This is a genomic window from Chitinilyticum aquatile DSM 21506 (assembly GCF_000430805.1).
GTDB classification, from domain to species: domain Bacteria; phylum Pseudomonadota; class Gammaproteobacteria; order Burkholderiales; family Chitinibacteraceae; genus Chitinilyticum; species Chitinilyticum aquatile.
In genome coordinates this window covers 221,165-237,128 of sequence record NZ_AUMS01000007.1, presented here as the reverse complement: position 1 = coordinate 237,128, position 15,964 = coordinate 221,165, and the positions used below count along the sequence as shown (strand labels likewise).

The following is a 15,964-nucleotide window of genomic DNA, read 5'->3' as shown; positions in this document are numbered from 1 at the left end:
TTACCCTAGCAGGTATTTTTCCGGACGCATTGGTGTGCCTGCGGAAACGGTCAATACCTCGTAGCCGGTGTCGGTGACAACCAGGGTATGCTCCCATTGCGCCGACAGCGAGCGATCCTTGGTCACGATGGTCCAGCCATCGTTCATCTGCTTGATTTCGCGTTTTCCCGCGTTGATCATTGGTTCGATGGTGAAAATCATGCCCGGCACCAGCTCGACGCCGGTGCCGGGGCGGCCGTAATGCAGTACTTGCGGTTCCTCATGGAAGCCCTGGCCGATGCCATGGCCGCAGAATTCGCGCACGACCGAATAGCCGGCTTTTTCCGCGTATTTCTGGATGGCCGCGCCAATGTCGCCAAGGCGTGCGCCGGGGCGAACCTGGTCGATGCCGATCCACATGCAGTCAAAAGTGACCTGTACCAGACGCTTCGCATGGGAAGACACCGCATCACCGACCATGAAGGTGCGGCTGGTATCGCCGTGATAGCCATCCTTGATGACGGTGATGTCTAGGTTGACGATGTCACCATTTTTCAGCGGTTTGTCACCCGGAATGCCGTGGCAGATCACCTGGTTCACCGAGGTGCAGATCGATTTCGGGTAGGGAATGTAGCCGGGCGGGCAGTAGTTCAGCGGTGCCGGAATGCTGCCCTGCACATTGACCATATAGTCATGGCACAGGCGGTCAAGCTCGCCCGTCGTGACGCCGGGCTGTACGAAAGGCGTGATGTAATCGAGGACTTCGGATGCAAGCTTGCCGGCAATGCGCATTTTTGCAATGTCTTCTGCCGTCTTGATGATGATGCTCATGGCGCTAACCTTATAAAAAGCCAAGCCACAGCGCCGGGCTGGCCGGGGCTGTGGCGGTGGTGTTGCGGCCGGGCCGTCGCGTTAGCGGGGCTTGTTTTCCGGCAGCACGATATTGACTTCGAGGACTTCAAAATCGTCCTTCTTGTCGAGCTGGACCTTGATGTCTTCCGGGTTGATCGAGACATACTTCGAAATGACCTCGATCAGCTCTTTCTGCAGTTGCGGCAGGTAATCGGGGGCGCTGCGGCCGGCGCGTTCGTGCGCCAGAATGATCTGCAGGCGCTCGCGTGCGACCGAGGCGGTCTTTTTCTTTTCACCGAAAAAATAACTCAGAATCGACATGTTCAACCTCCGAACAGCCGTTTCCAGAACGGCTGTTTGGGTACTTCGATGAAGCGCAGCGGCTTGTCTTCGCCAAGGAAGCGGGCAACGACGTCCTTGTAGGATTCGGAGACGTCAGAGCCTGTGAGGTGGATGGCCGGGTTGCCGGCGTTCGATGCCTGCAGCACGCTTTCCGATTCCGGAATGATGCCGATCAGCGGAATGCGCAGCAGATGCTGCACGTCGTCGAGCGACAGCATTTCGCCGCTATCGACGCGCTTGGGGCTGTAGCGGGTGATCAGCAGGTGGGTTTTCACCGTGCCGCCTTCTTCGGCCTTTTTCGACTTGGCGTCAAGGATGCCGATGATGCGGTCGGAATCGCGTACCGAGCTGACTTCCGGGTTGGTGACGACGACGGCTTCTTCGGCAAAATACAGCGCGAGGAAAGCGCCGGTTTCGATGCCGGCCGGGCTGTCGCAGATGATGTAGTCAAAGCCGTCATGCTCCAGTTCCTTGAGCACCTTTTCGACGCCTTCCTTGGAAAGCGCTTCCTTGTCGCGGGTTTGCGAGGCCGGCAAGATGTAGAGGTTGTCGCAGTGCTTGTCCTTGATCAGCGCCTGCTTCAGCGAGGCTTCACCCTGGATGACGTTGACGAAGTCGTACACCACGCGGCGCTCGCAGCCCATGATCAGGTCGAGATTGCGCAGGCCCACGTCAAAGTCGATTACGGCGGTCTTGAAACCGCGCAGGGCAAGGCCGGAGGCAAAGCTGGCGCTGGTGGTCGTCTTGCCCACGCCGCCCTTGCCGGAAGTCACGACAACGATTTTTGCCACTTGCATTTCCTCTGGGTAAATTGAATTCGGTTGTTGTGTGCTGGCGGTCAGTTCGTGCCGCTCAGTGATGTAATGACGAGCTTGTCCTGCTCCAGATAAACCTGGCCCGGCTGGCTGCGGATGCTGTCCGGCAGCGATTCGTCCAGCGTGCGGTATACACCGGCAATCGAAACCAGTTCAGCCTCCATGCAGGTCGTGAAAACGCGCGCCTGTGTATCGCCGCGTGCGCCGGCCAAGGCGCGTCCGCGCAGGGGCGCATAGACATGGATGTTGCCGTCGGCAATCAGTTCGGCACCGGCGGAAACCAGCGCGGTGACGATCAGATCTCCGCCACGCGCATAAACCTGCTGGCCCGTGCGTACCGGGCGGCTGATGATCAGTGCCGGCGCCGGGCTGTTGCCAGGCGCAGCAGTGGCTGGCTCGGCAGGCGCGCTGGCAGGCTGGGACACGGCGTGGCTTGTCGTGATGCTGTCATTGTTCAGGACAATCAGGCCGGCTTCGTGTGCCGCCTTTTGCTGTTCGCTGTTGCCGCCCTTGCACAGCACGGCCTGCAGGTCGAACTGCTTCAGCAGTGCAATGGTCGCAGCAACGTCGATGGCTGACGGAATTTCCGGCAACGCGTCGAAATCAATCGCCAGCTGTGAGCCGGACAGGAAGTGCGGCCCGCGGCCCAGCTTGTCGAGCAGGGCTTTTTCCAGTTCGCTGCTGTTCAGTGTTACCGGTACGAAGGAAAGGACGTTCAGCCCGACACTCTTGAATTCGAACAAGGTGATTTCTGCACTGCGCTGGTTCATGCGTGGGCTTTCCGGGTTGCAGGGAGCGACAAAGCTGCGATTCTAACGCGTCGCCACCTGATACGAAAGCTGAACGCCGCAGCAAGCCGCTGTCCGGCAACAGTGTCTGCCAGAAACCGATTTATGGCTTCTCGCTGGCAAGAAGGGGCATGAGCAGGTTCTCAGTAAGTCCGGCGGCTAAGACCTGCGCGGTGCATGATGGTGGTGGCAAGTTCCTCGATCGACATGCGGGTCGTGTTGAGATAGGGCACGCTGACGTGGCGCAGCAGTGCTTCCGCTTCGGCGACTTCGAACTGGCAGCTCTCCAGTGAACAGTACTTGCTGTCGGGTTTGCGTTCGGCGCGGATCTGCGCGAGGCGCTCGGGATCGATGGTCAGTCCGAAGAGCTTGCTGCGGTAGGGGAGCAACAGCCTCGGCAGCGTATGGTTGCCGAAATCTTCCGGAGTGAGCGGGTAATTGGCCGCTTTCAGGCCGAATTGCAGCGCCATGTAAAGGCAGGTGGGGGTCTTGCCGCAACGCGAAACGCCCACAAGGATAAGGTCGGCTTCGGCCAGATCGCGTGGCAGCAGGCCGTCATCATGGTTGATGGCGAAATTGACCGCGTCAATCCGGTTCTTGTATTCGTCGTAATTGGTAATCGCGTGGGTCTTGCCGACCGTGTGGGATGATTTCACTCCCAGTTCGTCTTCCAGAGGGCCGATGAAGCGCTCCAGAAAGTCGATGATCTGGGCGTCGGCCACATGGATGCGGGCGCGCAGTTCCGGGTCGCAGATCGTGCTGAACACAATGGGCCGGCAGCCATCGATCACGGCATGCTTGCGGATTTCCAGCGCCACCTGGTCGGCCTTTTCCGGCGTGTCGACAAAGGGCATCGTGATGCGGTGAAACTCGACATCCTCGAACTGCGAAAGTAGCGAGTGGCCGAGAATTTCCGAGGTGATCCCGGTGCGGTCGGAAATGAAGAATACGCTTCTGCGCATGGGCGCCTCCTGGCGGCAGGAAAAGGGGAGCGAATTACATTGTGGTTGATGTTTGCCGCCTTGTCCGGTGTCCCGGTGATTGCGTTGCGATTTATGACGATAAATTACATTGCGCACGACATTGATAATCACTGCTCGCGCACAATCGGAAACATGAAGGGGTGATGGTGCGGCAAAGACTGCACCGGGCCTGCTTCTGTGCTGGCATGCGCGGTGGCTGATCGGATGTAAGGTCTTGTCCTGACTTGGCGTTATGGTCTGATTGCCTAGAATTGACACTGCGTTATTGCGCTGCAGCAAACCATACAAAATAAAACCGTACGATGAGGCCCTGAGATGTCCGAACGCTATGTAGTCGATTTCGCGCAATTGCGCATGCACGATGTGGAAACCGTAGGCGGCAAGAATGCCTCCCTTGGCGAAATGATTTCGCAACTGACCGCGAAGGGCGTGCGCGTGCCGGGGGGCTTTGCCACCACGGCGCAGGCGTATCGCGTGTTTCTGGCCCACGAAGGGCTGGCCGATCGCATCGATGCTGCGCTGGCCGGCCTTGATGTCGATGACGTGAAGGAGCTGGCGCGCGTTGGCAAGCAGATCCGCGACTGGATTGTTGCCACGCCATTCCCGGCGCAGCTGGAGCAGGAAATTGCCGAACACTACGCAGCCTTCGGGAACGGCGAAGTCACCGTTGCCGTGCGTTCGTCGGCCACCGCCGAAGACCTGCCGGATGCATCCTTTGCCGGCCAGCAGGAAACCTTCCTCAATATCGTCGGCTACCAGAACGTGCTGGACGCCATCAAGCACGTGTTTGCTTCGCTCTACAACGACCGGGCGATTGCCTACCGCGTGCACAAGGGCTTTGATCACAAGCTTGTCGCCCTGTCGGCCGGCATCCAGCGCATGGTGCGCTCGGACTGTGGCGCGGCCGGCGTGATGTTCTCGATCGATACCGAAACCGGCTTCGACCAGGTGGTGTTCGTCACCGCCTCGTACGGTCTGGGTGAAACCGTGGTGCAGGGCGCCGTCAATCCGGACGAATTCTATGTGCACAAACCGACACTGCGTGCCGGTCGTCCGGCCATCGTGCGCCGCCACCTCGGCGGCAAGGCACTGAAAATGGAATTCGACCGCGAAGCCGTTGCCGGCAAGTCGGTGAAGACCATCGAGGTGCCGCAAGCGGATCGCATGCAGTTCTCGATTTCCGACTCGGAGGTCGAAGAGCTTGCCCGCTACGCGCTGACCATCGAAGAGCATTATGACCGCCCGATGGATATCGAATGGGGCCGCGACGGCATCGATGGCAAGCTGTATATCTTGCAGGCGCGGCCCGAAACCGTGAAATCGCAGGAGGCCGCCAGCGAAAAACTCAGCAAGTTCCGCCTGCTGGAAAAGGGCGAAGTGCTGTGCGAAGGTCGCGCCATCGGCCAGAAAATCGGCCAGGGCAAGGTACGCATCATCCGTGACGTGTCCGAGATGGATCGCGTGCAGCCCGGTGACGTGCTGGTCTCCGACATGACCGATCCGGATTGGGAGCCGGTGATGAAGCGTGCCGCAGCGATTGTCACCAACCGTGGTGGCCGTACCTGCCATGCCGCGATCATCGCGCGTGAACTGGGCGTGCCGGCCGTGGTCGGCTGCGGCGACGCCACCCGCGTGCTGCGCGATGGCGACGAGGTCACCGTGTCGTGTTCCGAGGGTGACACCGGCAATATCTACGCGGGCCTGCTGAAATTCGAGAAGATGGACGTGGCGCTAGCGACCATGCCGACGCCGCCGGTGAAGCTGATGATGAACGTCGGCAATCCGGAGCTGGCGTTCGAATTCTGCCAGCTGCCCAATGAAGGCGTGGGTCTGGCGCGGCTGGAGTTCATCATCAACCGCATGATCGGCGTGCACCCGAAAGCGCTGCTCGATTACCCGAATGTGGCGCCCGAGCTCAAGGGCCAGATTGAAAGCCGCATCGCTGGTTACCGCTCGGCCATCGATTTCTATGTCGACAAGCTGGCCGAGGGTATTTCCACGCTGGCGGCTGCATTCTGGCCGAAGAAGGTCATCGTGCGCCTGTCCGACTTCAAGTCGAACGAATACGCCAATCTGATCGGTGGCCCGCAATACGAGCCGCACGAAGAAAACCCGATGATCGGCTTCCGTGGTGCGGCGCGTTATGTCGACAAGAGCTTCCGCGACTGCTTCGAGCTGGAATGCCGCGCGGTGAAGAAGGTGCGCGACCTGATGGGGCTGACCAATGTCGAGGTCATGATCCCCTTCGTGCGCACGCTGACCGAGGCCGAGTGCGTGATCGAGCTGCTGGAGCGCAATGGCCTCAAGCGTGGCGACAACGGCCTGCGCGTCATCATGATGTGCGAAATTCCGGCCAATGCCGTGCTGGCCGAGCGCTTCCTCGAGTTCTTCGACGGTTTCTCGATCGGTTCGAACGATATGACGCAGCTCACGCTCGGGATTGACCGCGATTCCGGCGGCCCGGTGTCGACCAGCTTTGACGAGCGCAACGACGCGGTTAAGGCGATGCTGTCGATGTCGATCAAGGCCTGCCGCAAGCTGAACAAGTATGTCGGCATCTGCGGACAAGGCCCTTCGGATCATCCGGATTTCGCGCAGTGGCTGGTCGAAGAGGGTATCGAGACCATTTCGCTCAATCCGGATACGGTGATTGAGACCTGGCTCTTCCTGGCTGGTGCAAAGCAGGCGGGCTGATTTCCCTGCTTGCAAGCGATGGCAAGACAGCCCCGGCCGGCACGTGATGTCCGCCGGGGTTTTTCATGCCTATCCGCGTGGCGGTCTACGCTGCGGCATGTATTGTTTTGTATACATTGATGTGTATGTCAGTAAGGCCCTTTTTATTAAAAGGCTGTGTGCATATACCTGCTTATTTTAGTTTGACTGGGGTTTGCCGGTGATGGAGGCGACGGCCTTTTTCTGCGCTTTCTTTTGGTGTGTGGCAGGCAGCGGCTAAGCTGAAGCATCGATCCTGTGCAGATCTCTGTCATGAACTGGTTTACTTCCCTGTTTCGCGCGAAGCCCGCGCCCACGCCCGCATCCGCTGCACCATCAGCAGATGCACCGCCCGCACTTGAACACGGCCTGCTGCGCCGCCGCCCGATCTATGACCGGCACTGGCGTGTGGTGGCTTATGCCGTCAGCCTGCGCCGGCTGCCGCATGCCGGTGAAACGCTCAGCCACAGCCAGCTTGACATGGAAATCCTGCTGTATGAAATCGAGAGGCTGGTTGCGCTCAGGCAGTTCACCAGCCGCATCTGGCTGGATCTGGAATGGACCAGTCTGCCGCTTCTGGCCGAGCTGATCGATACGCCGCACACGCGCCTGACCGCAGTGATGCATGGCGCTTTCCCGGCCGACGGTGTCAATGTATCCGCCAGTCTTGCCCGGCTGAAGCAGCATGGCGTGGCGCTGGGCGCCAGTGCCGATGGCTGGCAGGCGCTGAAGCCCGAAGTACTGCGTGGCATGCAGCTGATCACGCTGGGAATGAGCTCTCCTGATCTGGCCAGCCTCAGCCAGCAAATCCGGCAATGCCGCAATCTGGCGCCGGGGGCCGAACTGTGGCTCAACGGCGTTGACAGCCATGAGGCGGCCGAGGCCGGCCTGCAACTCGGCGCCAACTACATCAGTGGCCGGATTTTCACGAACCCGGCGGAGACACAGGCCCAGTTGCCGTCCGAATTCATCCGGCTCAATCATGTGCTGTCGCTGGTCAGAAACGGCGCCGATTTCGGCGAAATTGCCGAAGGGCTGAAAAGCGACCCGGTACTCAGCGTGCGTCTGCTGCGCTATGTAAATTCCGCCGCGCTGGGTCTGCCCAATCCGGTGCATGGACTGGAGCAGGCATTGGCCGTACTCGGGCAGGAAAAGGTATACCGCTGGCTGTCGCTGCTGCTGTTCTCGCGCGGCAACCCGCAGCCGCTTGACGATACCCTGCTGGAAGCCGCGCTGACGCGTGCGCGCCTGATGGAGTTGTGCGGCAGTGGCCCGCAGCCTTCCGCGCGCGGCGAGCAGCTCTACCTGACCGGGCTGTTTTCGCTGCTGGACTACCTGCTGCGCGTGCCAAGGCGTCTTCTGCTGCAGGAGCTGTGCGCGCCGGCCGAAGTGATCGACACGCTGGCAGGCAAGGCCACCTCGCTCTCACCCTTCCTGCAGCTGGCAGAAGCGGGTGAAAGCGATGGCGACGTGCCCGATGACCTGCTGGCAGCCTGTGGGCTCACGCAGGCCGAATTCGGAAGGCATCAGATGGATGCCACCCTGTGGGTACTTTCCGCGCTGGCCGAGTGAGAGCCGAGCCTAGCCCACGAAGGGCAGGGCCATGAACAGCTTGATGACGATGGCGTTGACGATGTCGATGAAGAAGGCGCCGACCATGGGCACGATCAGGAAGGCGAGGTGGGAGGGGCCGAAGCGATCCGTTACCGCCTGCATGTTGGCAATCGCGGTGGGCGTGGCGCCTAGGCCGAAGCCGCAATGCCCGGCTGCCAGTACCGCCGCATCGTAGTTGCTTCCCATCACCCGGAAGGTGACGAAGGAGGCATAGAGCGCCATTGCCAGTGCCTGCGAGGCCAGGATCACCACCATCGGCAGTGCAAGGCTGGAGAGCTCCCACAGACGCAGGCTCATCAGCGCAATTGCCAGAAAGAGCGACAGGCTTACATTGCCGAGCACCGACACGGCGCGGTCGAACACGGTGTACCAGCCCAGTGCACCCAGACCGTTGCGCAGCACCACGCCGACAAACAGCACGCAGACAAAGGTCGGCAGCTCGAGTGCCGTTCCCTTCAGGCTGGCGGCAAGGTGATGGCCCGCCAGCAGGCAGACCGAGATCAGCGCCAGCGTTTCGATGAAAGAGCTGGTGGTGATCAGGCGGACTGCCTGCGGCTGCTCGAAGGCGGTCGGCACATCGTCCGCATTGTGCTCGGCCCCTGGGATTTTCACTTTCTTGACCAGAATGCGCGCGACCGGGCCGCCGATGAGGCCGCCCAGTACCAGCCCGAAGGTGGCGCAGGCAATGGCCATTTCCTTGGCGGACGCCAGCCCGTACTGTTCGGTAAAGACTGCGCTCCAGGCCGCCCCCGTGCCGTGACCACCGGAAAGCGTGATCGAGCCGGCCAGCAGGCCGAACAGCGGATTGAGTCCCAGCAGGCTGGCCAGCGCCATGCCGAGCGCATTCTGCAGCAAGAGCAGACCGACGACCACGCCAAGAAAAATACCGACCGTGCGCCCGCCCTTGCGCAGGCTGGCCAGATCGGCGTTCAGCCCGATGCTGGCGAAAAAAGCGAGCATCAGTGGCGTTTGCATGCCGGTATCGAAGCGGATTTCAACACCGAGCTGGCTGTGCAGTACCAGTAGCAGCAGTGCAAGCAGAAGGCCGCCAGCCACGGGTTCGGGAATGGTATAGGCGCGCAGCGGTGGTGTATGGGCGACCAGTTTCTTGCCAAGCAGCAGAACCAGCGAGGCGGCAACCAGTGTGCCGTAGAAATCGAGTTGCAGCATGCGGTGTTCCAGGGCTGTTAATGCCGCTCATTCTAGCTGCAGCGCTGCCGTCACGCCGCATCGGCTGCGGTGTAAATGCTGCAGACAAGTAAAAGATACTGATTGCTGATCGGTTTGAGCGTTACGATACGCTGACTGTGTTCTTTTGAACGCTGTTGCGAAAATTGACAAGGAGAATGAGAAATGCAGAAAAAACTGATTGCCGGCCTGCTGGCCTCGGCTTTCCTGTTCGCTGCCGCCCCGCTGGCACAGGCAGCCGATACGCAGGGTGAAGTCGTACTGGCCGCTGCCAGCCGTGACAAGGTAAAAACCTCGGTTGCCTCGATTGACAAGGAGCAGCGTTCCGTCGGGCTGAAATTCGAAGACGGCAAGGTGCTGGAGCTGTTCAATATTCCCGCCAAGGTTACCCGTTTCGATACGCTCAATGTCGGTGATGCTGTTGACGTGAAAACGACCGAAGCCATCGCCATTCTGCTGATCAAGGGCGGTGCCGGTGTGCGTTCCATCGTCGAAGGCGAAGGCTATCAGGCGACCGAAGATGGTGGTGGTCGTATCCTGACTACCCGCATCCGCTCCGATGTGGTTCGTGTCGATCAGGCCGCCGGCTTCATTACCGTGAAGAATCCGGATGGCCAGCTGCAGACGCACAAGGTGAATGACAAGGAGCTGCTGAAATCGGCTGCAGTGGGTGATCAGGCGGAGCTGATCCTGCGCTATACCGTGGCCATCTGGGCCGAATAAGACCGTAGCAGCCCGGAAGGGCGCGACGCGATATAATGGGCGCCCCGCAAGGAGCGCCCATTTCACATGTTCCATTATCTCGAAGAGTTTGTCGGCAACACCCCGCTGGTGCGGCTGAAGCGCATCGGGGGTCACCCGAGCAACATCATTCTGGTCAAGCTGGAAGGCAACAATCCGGCCGGCTCGGTCAAAGATCGTCCCGCCCTGTCGATGATCCGTCACGCCGAGGCGCGCGGCACCATCAAACCCGGTGATACGCTGATCGAGGCCACGTCCGGCAATACCGGCATCGCGCTTGCCATGGCTGCCGCGATGATGGGCTATCGCATGGTGCTGATCATGCCGAAGAACTCCAGCGTCGAACGCGTGATGACAATGAAGGCCTACGGCGCCGAAGTGATTCTGGTCGACGGCATGGAAGTCGCGCGCGATCTGGCCGCGCAGATGGTTCGTGAAGGAAAGGGTTTGGTGCTCGACCAGTTTGCCAATCCGGACAACCCGCTGGCGCATTATGAAACCACCGGCCCGGAAATCTGGCGCGATACCGGCGGGACAATCACCCATTTCGTGTCCAGCATGGGCACCACCGGCACCATCATGGGCACGCGGCGCTATTTGAAGGAACAGAATCCCGGTGTGCAGGTGGTCGGCGTGCAGCCCTGCGACGGCGCATCGATTCCCGGTATCCGCAAGTGGCCGGCCGAGTATGTGCCGGCGATCTGCGATTTTTCGCTGATCGACCGCATCATGGAAGTCAACCAGCCGTCCGCCGAAGAAATGACGCGGCGGCTGGCGCGCGAAGAGGGCATCCTGGCCGGCATCTCGTCCGGCGGCGCGTTGTGCGCAGCGGTCGAGCTCGCCAATGAGGTGCGTGATGCCGTGATCGTCAGCATCGTCTGCGACCGTGGCGACCGTTATCTTTCGACCGGAGTCTTCCCCGCATGAGCCCTGCCGCCATCGAAACGCTGGGGCTGATTGCCGGTGCCTGCACCACCATCGCCTTTCTGCCGCAGGTCTGGCAGGTATGGAAGACGCGTTCCGCCCGCGATATTTCGCTGGGCATGTACCTGCTGTTTGTGTCTGGTGTCGCCATGTGGCTGGGGTATGGGCTGCTGGCCAATGCAATGCCTGTTGTTGTGGCCAATACCCTGACACTTATCCTCGCTGGCGCGGTGCTGGTGATGAAGCTGGTGTTCGACCGCAAGGCTCTCCATGACGCCGATTGACCTGCACTGCCATTCAACCATCTCTGATGGCATGAAAGCGCCGCGCGAAGTCGTGCGCATGGCGCATGCACGCGGCTGCCAGCTGTTTGCGCTGACCGATCACGACGACACGCGCGGGCTGGCGGATGCCGAGGACGAAGCGCGCCAACTCGGCATGCCGTTCATCAATGGCGTGGAAATCTCGGTGAGCTGGGGCAAACACACGCTGCACATCGTCGGTCTGGGTTTTGACCGCAACAATCCTGAATTACTGGCCGGTCTCGAATCGGTGCGCGCCGGGCGCTGGCAGCGCGCCGAGCGCATGGCGGCGGAGCTGGAAAAGAAGGCAAAGATCAGCGGTGTACTGGAAGGCGCGCGCAAATACGCCGAAAACCCCGAAATGATCAGTCGCGCGCATTTCGCGCGCTATCTGGTCGAAATCGGCCGCTGCAAAAACATGAAAGCGGTGTTCAACCAGTACCTCGTGCGCGGCAAGCCGGGTTACGTTGACCACGAATGGGCCCGACTGCACGACGCGATTGGCTGGATACGCGGCGCGGGCGGCGTGGCGGTGCTGGCGCATCCGGCGCGCTATGAACTGGGCAATGAAACACTGCGTGTGCTGCTGATCGAATTCAAGCGCATGGGCGGCGAAGCCATCGAAGTGCTCAGCGGTTGCCACAATATCGGCGAAACCGCCCGCTTTGGCCGCATTGCCAAGGAATATGGCTATCTGGCGTCGGCGGGAACGGATTACCACGCCACCGGCGAAGGCGCCCGCGAACCGGGGCTTAATGGTGACCTGCCGATGGATTGCGAACCGGTGTGGACGCGGTGGATGCCACATGGATAAGTACAATCCGTATCGGGCACCGAAGTGCAGATTGGATCTGCCTGAACAGCGACATGGGTTTCGGGCAAGCAAATTTAATTTTTCAGTTGCCATTATAATCCTGTTGCTCGCGGTTTATTTAAAATGGGATGCGCCTGGTTTTGTTATTCTTCCGCCCAAAGGGACTGAAAAATGGGGGGTGCTGATGGTCTTGCTATGTGCAATTCTGTTTGCGCTTCATCGCTACACGCTCCTTAATCAGAATATCTCGACGCCTCGGGTTGTTTTGGTTGTTTTATCCCATCTCGTTGTGATTGGGGGGGTGTTTTTTTTCGGGTATGGCTTTGCGTTGAGCTCATGCAAATGTCTGCTATTGCCCTGGTTGTTTGCTGTTTATTTTGGTGTAATTTCTCTGGATTTTTGGATTTATGAGAAAAAAATAATGTCAGGGTGTTCGTCAGTACAATCTCAATCCGATACCGTATAGAGCCTGATTGGTAATTTTATGTCCCAGTTCTTCTCCATTCACCCCGAAAACCCGCAGGCGCGCCTGATCAAGCAGGCAGCGGATATTGTCCGCCGTGGCGGCATCATCATTTACCCGACCGATTCCTGCTATGCCTTCGGCTGCAGCCTGGACAACAAGGAGGCGCTAGACCGCATCCGCCGCATCCGCCAGCTCGACGACAAGCACCATTTCACGCTGGCCTGCCGCGATCTGTCGCAGCTGGGCAATTACGCGCGGGTGGATAACGCCACCTACCGCTTGCTGAAAGCCACCACACCGGGCAATTACACCTTTATCCTGCTGGCGACGAAGGAAGTGCCGCGTCGCGTATCGCACCCGAAAAAGCTGACCATCGGCCTGCGCGTGCCCGATCATCCGGTGGCGCTGGCGCTGCTCGAAGAACTCGGCGAGCCGCTCTTGTCGTCGAGCCTCTTGCTGCCGGACGAGGAATATCCGCTGACGGATGCCTGGGAAATCCGCGACCGGCTGGAACATGATGTCGATCTGGTGATCGAAGGCGGGTATTGCGGTACCGACCCGACCACCGTTGTTGATCTGTCGGGCGAGGAGGCCGTGCTCTTGCGCGAAGGCAAGGGCTCGCTGGCGCCGTTCGGTTTGTAATGCAGGGTATGTTGCTTTGGCCATTTTTTCGTAATGGCAGTGGCGGTATGGGGTGCTGGGTATTTTGATCGCTGCCAGCGGCCCCATCTTTTGAATCTCTCGAATTGCGGAATAGTGAACCATGGGTGGTTTTGATCTGACCTCGTTTATCCAGACCGTGTGTGTCTGGGCCTTGCCGGTGATTTTTGCGATCACCATCCACGAGGCTGCGCACGCCTATGCGGCCCGCTATTTCGGCGACAATACGGCGTATGCGGAAGGGCGGCTGACGCTCAATCCGCTCAAGCACATCGACCCGTTTGGCACCATCGCCTTGCCTCTCATCCTGCTGGCGCTGGGCGGCTTTCTGTTTGGCTGGGCCAAGCCGGTGCCGGTACGCTTCGGCAACCTGCGCAACCCCAAGCGCGACATGCGCTGGGTGGCTGCTGCCGGCCCCTTGTCCAATTTTGTCCAGGCCATTTTCTGGGCGATCTTCATGAGGGTGGCTTTCGAATCAGGTATGGGCAACGACTGGATGTACCAGGTCGCCCGCGCCGGCATCATGATCAACATCAGCCTGATGGTGCTCAATCTGCTGCCATTGCCGCCGCTGGATGGCGGCCGCATTCTGGTCTCGCTGCTGCCGTGGAAGCAGGCTGAAATGGTGGCACGCGTCGAGCCTTATGGCTTTTATATTCTCATTGCGCTGCTGGCGACCGGCCTGCTTGGCGTGATCATGTCGCCGCTCATGGCGGTGATGTACGGTCTGGTCAATATGATTCTCTAAGCGGGTGTCCGCATTGCCTGGCGGCATGCCGGCATCGGCAGGCCGGTATTTCTGTCGTGATACCGGGCATATTCCCGGATAAGGAGCAAACAGATGCGTGGTGCTTTCTTTCCTGTTCTGCTGATCGTCATCGGCGCCGGCTGGCTGCTGAACGAGCTCAACATCATGCCGGAGATCAGCTGGGTGGTGATCATTGGCCTGGCTGTCGCCGGTATTGCGGTGCTGCTGATCGATGGCGTCAACAAATCCTCCATCGTGCTGGGGCCCTTGCTGATGGGGGCGTCGCTGGCCACGTTTCTGGGGCAGTATTACGGCTTCGGCCTGTCGCTGCAGCTGCCGGCGCTGATGATTCTGCTGGGGCTGCTCTTGCTGCTGCGCCGCAGCCGCTGGATTTCGCCGTCGCCGCATCATTTCCGCAAGCACAAGCGGCAGGAACCGGGCATTGACGCCTGAAGTGGCCGCTGACGCGCTCCGCGGCGCGGAGGTGGCGCCCGCTGATGCCGGCCAGCCTGCTGCCGCGCAGCCGCTGGCGCACGTGTTCGGCGAGCCGGTGCTGGCGCTGCCGCATGATCTCTACATCCCGCCCGATGCGCTGCGCGTGCTGCTGGAAAGTTTCGAAGGCCCGCTTGATCTCTTGCTCTACCTGATTCGCAAGCAGAACGTCGACATCCTCGACATTCCGATGGCGGCGGTTACCGCGCAGTACATGCAGTATGTCGACGCGATGCAGTCCGAACGGCTGGAGCTTGCCGCCGAATACCTGCTGATGGCCGCGCTGCTGATCGAAATCAAGTCGCGAATGCTTTTACCCAAGACCCCCGCGAGCGAGGAGGGCGAGGCGGACGACCCGCGTGCCGAGCTGGTACGCCGGCTGCTGGATTACGAGCAGATGAAGCTTGCCGCCTTCGAGCTGGACCAGTTGCCGCAGGCCGGGCGCGATTTCCTCTGGGCGTTTGCCGTCTTCGAGCGCGAGCTGGCCGACTGCCTGCCGGAAGTCCGTCCGGCTGATCTGAAGGCCGCGTGGCTGACCATCCTGACTCGCGCGAAAAACCGCAAGCACCATACCATCCAGGCTGACGAATTATCGGTGCGCGAGCAGATGAGCCATATCCTGCGCGTGCTCGACGACGGCCGCCACCATGATTTCATCGACCTGTTCGACCACACGCGCGGCGTGCCGATGTTGGTGGTCACGTTTTCGGCCGTGCTCGAACTGGTGAAAGAGAAAATGATCCGCGTGTCGCAGGCCGGCTTCGACCCCGAGGCCGGGCGGCACGAGCTGAGCATCGAAAACCCGCCCTACAGCGGCTACGCGCCGATTTACGCCAGCCGCGCGGGCAGGGCGCGCCATGACGCGCTGCTGGCTTCCGAGGAAATGAGCGCATGAGCGACATCGACCGCCGCCATCTGAAAACCGTGCTGGAGGCCGCACTGCTGACGAGCCAGGAGCCCCTGTCCGTTGCGCAGCTGAAGCAATTGTTCGGCGTGCCGCCGGAAGGCGGCGAGCTGATTTCCGTGCTGGAAGAGCTGCAGCGCGACTGGGACGGGCGCGGCGTCGAGCTGGTGCGGCTTGCCAATGGCTGGCGCTTTCGCGCGCGGCTCGACATGCAGCCCTACCTGGAACGCCTCAAGCCCGAAAAGCCGCCGCGCTACTCGCGCGCGGTGATGGAAACGCTGGCGATCATCGCCTACAAGCAGCCGGTGACGCGCGGCGACATCGAGGAAATCCGCGGCGTGACGGTCTCGAGTGCCATCATCCAGACGCTGAAGGAGCGCGGCTGGATCGACGTTGTCGGCCACCGCGAAGTGCCGGGCCGCCCCGAGCTGCTGGCGACGACGAAAGATTTTCTGGCCGACCTGGGGCTGGCCAGCCTCAAGGATCTGCCGCCGCTGGCCGAGCTGGGTACGCTGGTGCTGCCCGACGCGCAGGAAACGGCTTAGCTTCCGAGTGCTGCAAGTGCAAGCCCGCCAGCTTGCCTGTATCCCCCGTGCGGTGCTAAACCTTCCTTATCGTTCGTGCTTTTCTGGCGTGCAGC

18 protein-coding genes are annotated in these 15,964 nt (G+C 60.5%); 12 read left to right on the top strand and 6 right to left on the bottom strand.

All coding sequences use genetic code 11. The features are described 5' to 3' along the window. The 5 genes from map to ppsR form a co-directional block, all read right to left on the bottom strand. Positions 1–810, bottom strand: a complete 810-nt coding sequence (gene map, locus H559_RS0106355; protein WP_028452011.1) for a type I methionyl aminopeptidase — start codon at positions 808–810, stop codon at positions 1–3. An 81-nt stretch (positions 811–891) separates the two neighbouring features. Next, positions 892–1,152 carry a cell division topological specificity factor MinE gene (gene minE / locus H559_RS0106350; RefSeq protein WP_028452010.1) on the bottom strand — a complete coding sequence of 87 codons (261 nt, stop codon included), beginning with the start codon at positions 1,150–1,152 and terminating at the stop codon, positions 892–894. 2 nt (positions 1,153–1,154) lie between these two features. Continuing rightward, positions 1,155–1,964, bottom strand: coding sequence for a septum site-determining protein MinD (gene minD / locus H559_RS0106345; protein WP_028452009.1), 810 nt, complete (start codon positions 1,962–1,964; stop codon positions 1,155–1,157). Between the two features lie 47 nt (positions 1,965–2,011). Continuing rightward, on the bottom strand, positions 2,012–2,758 hold the full coding sequence (minC, locus tag H559_RS0106340; RefSeq protein WP_028452008.1) for a septum site-determining protein MinC: 747 nt from the start codon (positions 2,756–2,758) through the stop codon (positions 2,012–2,014). Between the two features lie 161 nt (positions 2,759–2,919). Further along, positions 2,920–3,738, bottom strand: a complete 819-nt coding sequence (gene ppsR / locus H559_RS0106335) for a posphoenolpyruvate synthetase regulatory kinase/phosphorylase PpsR (protein WP_028452007.1) — start codon at positions 3,736–3,738, stop codon at positions 2,920–2,922. Positions 3,739–4,074: 336 nt separating this feature from the next. Here ppsR and ppsA point away from each other — a divergent pair, with 336 nt between their 5' ends. Both ppsA and H559_RS21525 read left to right on the top strand, forming a co-directional pair. Then, positions 4,075–6,453 carry a phosphoenolpyruvate synthase gene (ppsA, locus tag H559_RS0106325; protein WP_028452006.1) on the top strand — a complete coding sequence of 793 codons (2,379 nt, stop codon included), beginning with the start codon at positions 4,075–4,077 and terminating at the stop codon, positions 6,451–6,453. A 291-nt stretch (positions 6,454–6,744) separates the two neighbouring features. After that, positions 6,745–8,043, top strand: coding sequence for an EAL and HDOD domain-containing protein (locus H559_RS21525; protein ID WP_051278994.1), 1,299 nt, complete (start codon positions 6,745–6,747; stop codon positions 8,041–8,043). 9 nt (positions 8,044–8,052) lie between these two features. Here H559_RS21525 and gltS read toward each other — a convergent pair whose 3' ends face one another. Next, entirely contained in the window at positions 8,053–9,255 is a 1,203-nt protein-coding gene (gene gltS, locus H559_RS0106315; protein ID WP_028452005.1) for a sodium/glutamate symporter, read from the bottom strand. A gap of 183 nt (positions 9,256–9,438) precedes the next feature. Between gltS and H559_RS0106310 the strand changes: the two genes are divergently transcribed. The 10 genes from H559_RS0106310 (at position 9,439) to scpB (ending at position 15,869) form a co-directional block, all read left to right on the top strand. Next, positions 9,439–9,996, top strand: coding sequence for a hypothetical protein (locus H559_RS0106310; RefSeq protein WP_028452004.1), 558 nt, complete (start codon positions 9,439–9,441; stop codon positions 9,994–9,996). 66 nt (positions 9,997–10,062) lie between these two features. Next, the gene (gene cysM, locus H559_RS0106305; protein ID WP_028452003.1) at positions 10,063–10,941 is read left to right on the top strand and encodes a cysteine synthase CysM; all 879 of its coding nucleotides are present in this window, start codon (positions 10,063–10,065) and stop codon (positions 10,939–10,941) included. Then, the gene (locus H559_RS0106300) at positions 10,938–11,222 is read left to right on the top strand and encodes a SemiSWEET transporter (protein ID WP_028452002.1); all 285 of its coding nucleotides are present in this window, start codon (positions 10,938–10,940) and stop codon (positions 11,220–11,222) included. Before cysM ends, H559_RS0106300 begins: the two co-directional genes overlap by 4 nt. Further along, positions 11,209–12,054 carry a 3',5'-nucleoside bisphosphate phosphatase gene (locus H559_RS0106295; RefSeq protein WP_028452001.1) on the top strand — a complete coding sequence of 282 codons (846 nt, stop codon included), beginning with the start codon at positions 11,209–11,211 and terminating at the stop codon, positions 12,052–12,054. The genes H559_RS0106300 and H559_RS0106295 overlap by 14 nt, the downstream gene beginning before the upstream one ends. Continuing rightward, positions 12,047–12,520: a hypothetical protein gene (locus H559_RS22595; protein WP_155845316.1), complete on the top strand. Its 474-nt coding sequence runs from the start codon at positions 12,047–12,049 to the stop codon at positions 12,518–12,520. The genes H559_RS0106295 and H559_RS22595 overlap by 8 nt, the downstream gene beginning before the upstream one ends. 18 nt (positions 12,521–12,538) lie before the next feature. Continuing rightward, positions 12,539–13,162, top strand: coding sequence for an L-threonylcarbamoyladenylate synthase (locus H559_RS0106290; RefSeq protein ID WP_028452000.1), 624 nt, complete (start codon positions 12,539–12,541; stop codon positions 13,160–13,162). 121 nt (positions 13,163–13,283) lie between these two features. Then, positions 13,284–13,928, top strand: a complete 645-nt coding sequence (locus H559_RS0106285) for a site-2 protease family protein (protein WP_034639983.1) — start codon at positions 13,284–13,286, stop codon at positions 13,926–13,928. A 93-nt stretch (positions 13,929–14,021) separates the two neighbouring features. Next, complete coding sequence (locus H559_RS0106280) at positions 14,022–14,381, top strand: hypothetical protein (protein ID WP_034639981.1); 360 nt, start codon at positions 14,022–14,024, stop codon at positions 14,379–14,381. Positions 14,382–14,412: 31 nt separating this feature from the next. Continuing rightward, positions 14,413–15,315 carry a segregation and condensation protein A gene (locus H559_RS0106275; protein ID WP_028451997.1) on the top strand — a complete coding sequence of 301 codons (903 nt, stop codon included), beginning with the start codon at positions 14,413–14,415 and terminating at the stop codon, positions 15,313–15,315. Then, positions 15,312–15,869, top strand: a complete 558-nt coding sequence (scpB, locus tag H559_RS19220; RefSeq protein WP_034639980.1) for an SMC-Scp complex subunit ScpB — start codon at positions 15,312–15,314, stop codon at positions 15,867–15,869. The genes H559_RS0106275 and scpB overlap by 4 nt, the downstream gene beginning before the upstream one ends. Positions 15,870–15,964 lie beyond the last annotated feature (95 nt).

Excerpts from the sequence above, each read along its gene's own strand:
- scpB (WP_034639980.1), top strand. The coding sequence starts at position 15,312 with ATGAGCGACATCGACCGCCGCCATCTGAAAACCGTGCTGGAGGCCGCA.
- H559_RS0106300 (WP_028452002.1), top strand. The coding sequence starts at position 10,938 with ATGAGCCCTGCCGCCATCGAAACGCTGGGGCTGATTGCCGGTGCCTGC.
- map (WP_028452011.1), bottom strand. The coding sequence starts at position 810 with ATGAGCATCATCATCAAGACGGCAGAAGACATTGCAAAAATGCGCATT.
- H559_RS0106290 (WP_028452000.1), top strand. The coding sequence starts at position 12,539 with ATGTCCCAGTTCTTCTCCATTCACCCCGAAAACCCGCAGGCGCGCCTG.
- gltS (WP_028452005.1), bottom strand. The coding sequence starts at position 9,255 with ATGCTGCAACTCGATTTCTACGGCACACTGGTTGCCGCCTCGCTGGTT.
- ppsR (WP_028452007.1), bottom strand. The coding sequence starts at position 3,738 with ATGCGCAGAAGCGTATTCTTCATTTCCGACCGCACCGGGATCACCTCG.
- cysM (WP_028452003.1), top strand. The coding sequence starts at position 10,063 with ATGTTCCATTATCTCGAAGAGTTTGTCGGCAACACCCCGCTGGTGCGG.
- ppsA (WP_028452006.1), top strand. The coding sequence starts at position 4,075 with ATGTCCGAACGCTATGTAGTCGATTTCGCGCAATTGCGCATGCACGAT.
- H559_RS22595 (WP_155845316.1), top strand. The coding sequence starts at position 12,047 with ATGGATAAGTACAATCCGTATCGGGCACCGAAGTGCAGATTGGATCTG.
- H559_RS0106295 (WP_028452001.1), top strand. The coding sequence starts at position 11,209 with ATGACGCCGATTGACCTGCACTGCCATTCAACCATCTCTGATGGCATG.
- minE (WP_028452010.1), bottom strand. The coding sequence starts at position 1,152 with ATGTCGATTCTGAGTTATTTTTTCGGTGAAAAGAAAAAGACCGCCTCG.
- minC (WP_028452008.1), bottom strand. The coding sequence starts at position 2,758 with ATGAACCAGCGCAGTGCAGAAATCACCTTGTTCGAATTCAAGAGTGTC.
- H559_RS0106310 (WP_028452004.1), top strand. The coding sequence starts at position 9,439 with ATGCAGAAAAAACTGATTGCCGGCCTGCTGGCCTCGGCTTTCCTGTTC.
- H559_RS0106280 (WP_034639981.1), top strand. The coding sequence starts at position 14,022 with ATGCGTGGTGCTTTCTTTCCTGTTCTGCTGATCGTCATCGGCGCCGGC.
- H559_RS0106285 (WP_034639983.1), top strand. The coding sequence starts at position 13,284 with ATGGGTGGTTTTGATCTGACCTCGTTTATCCAGACCGTGTGTGTCTGG.
- H559_RS21525 (WP_051278994.1), top strand. The coding sequence starts at position 6,745 with ATGAACTGGTTTACTTCCCTGTTTCGCGCGAAGCCCGCGCCCACGCCC.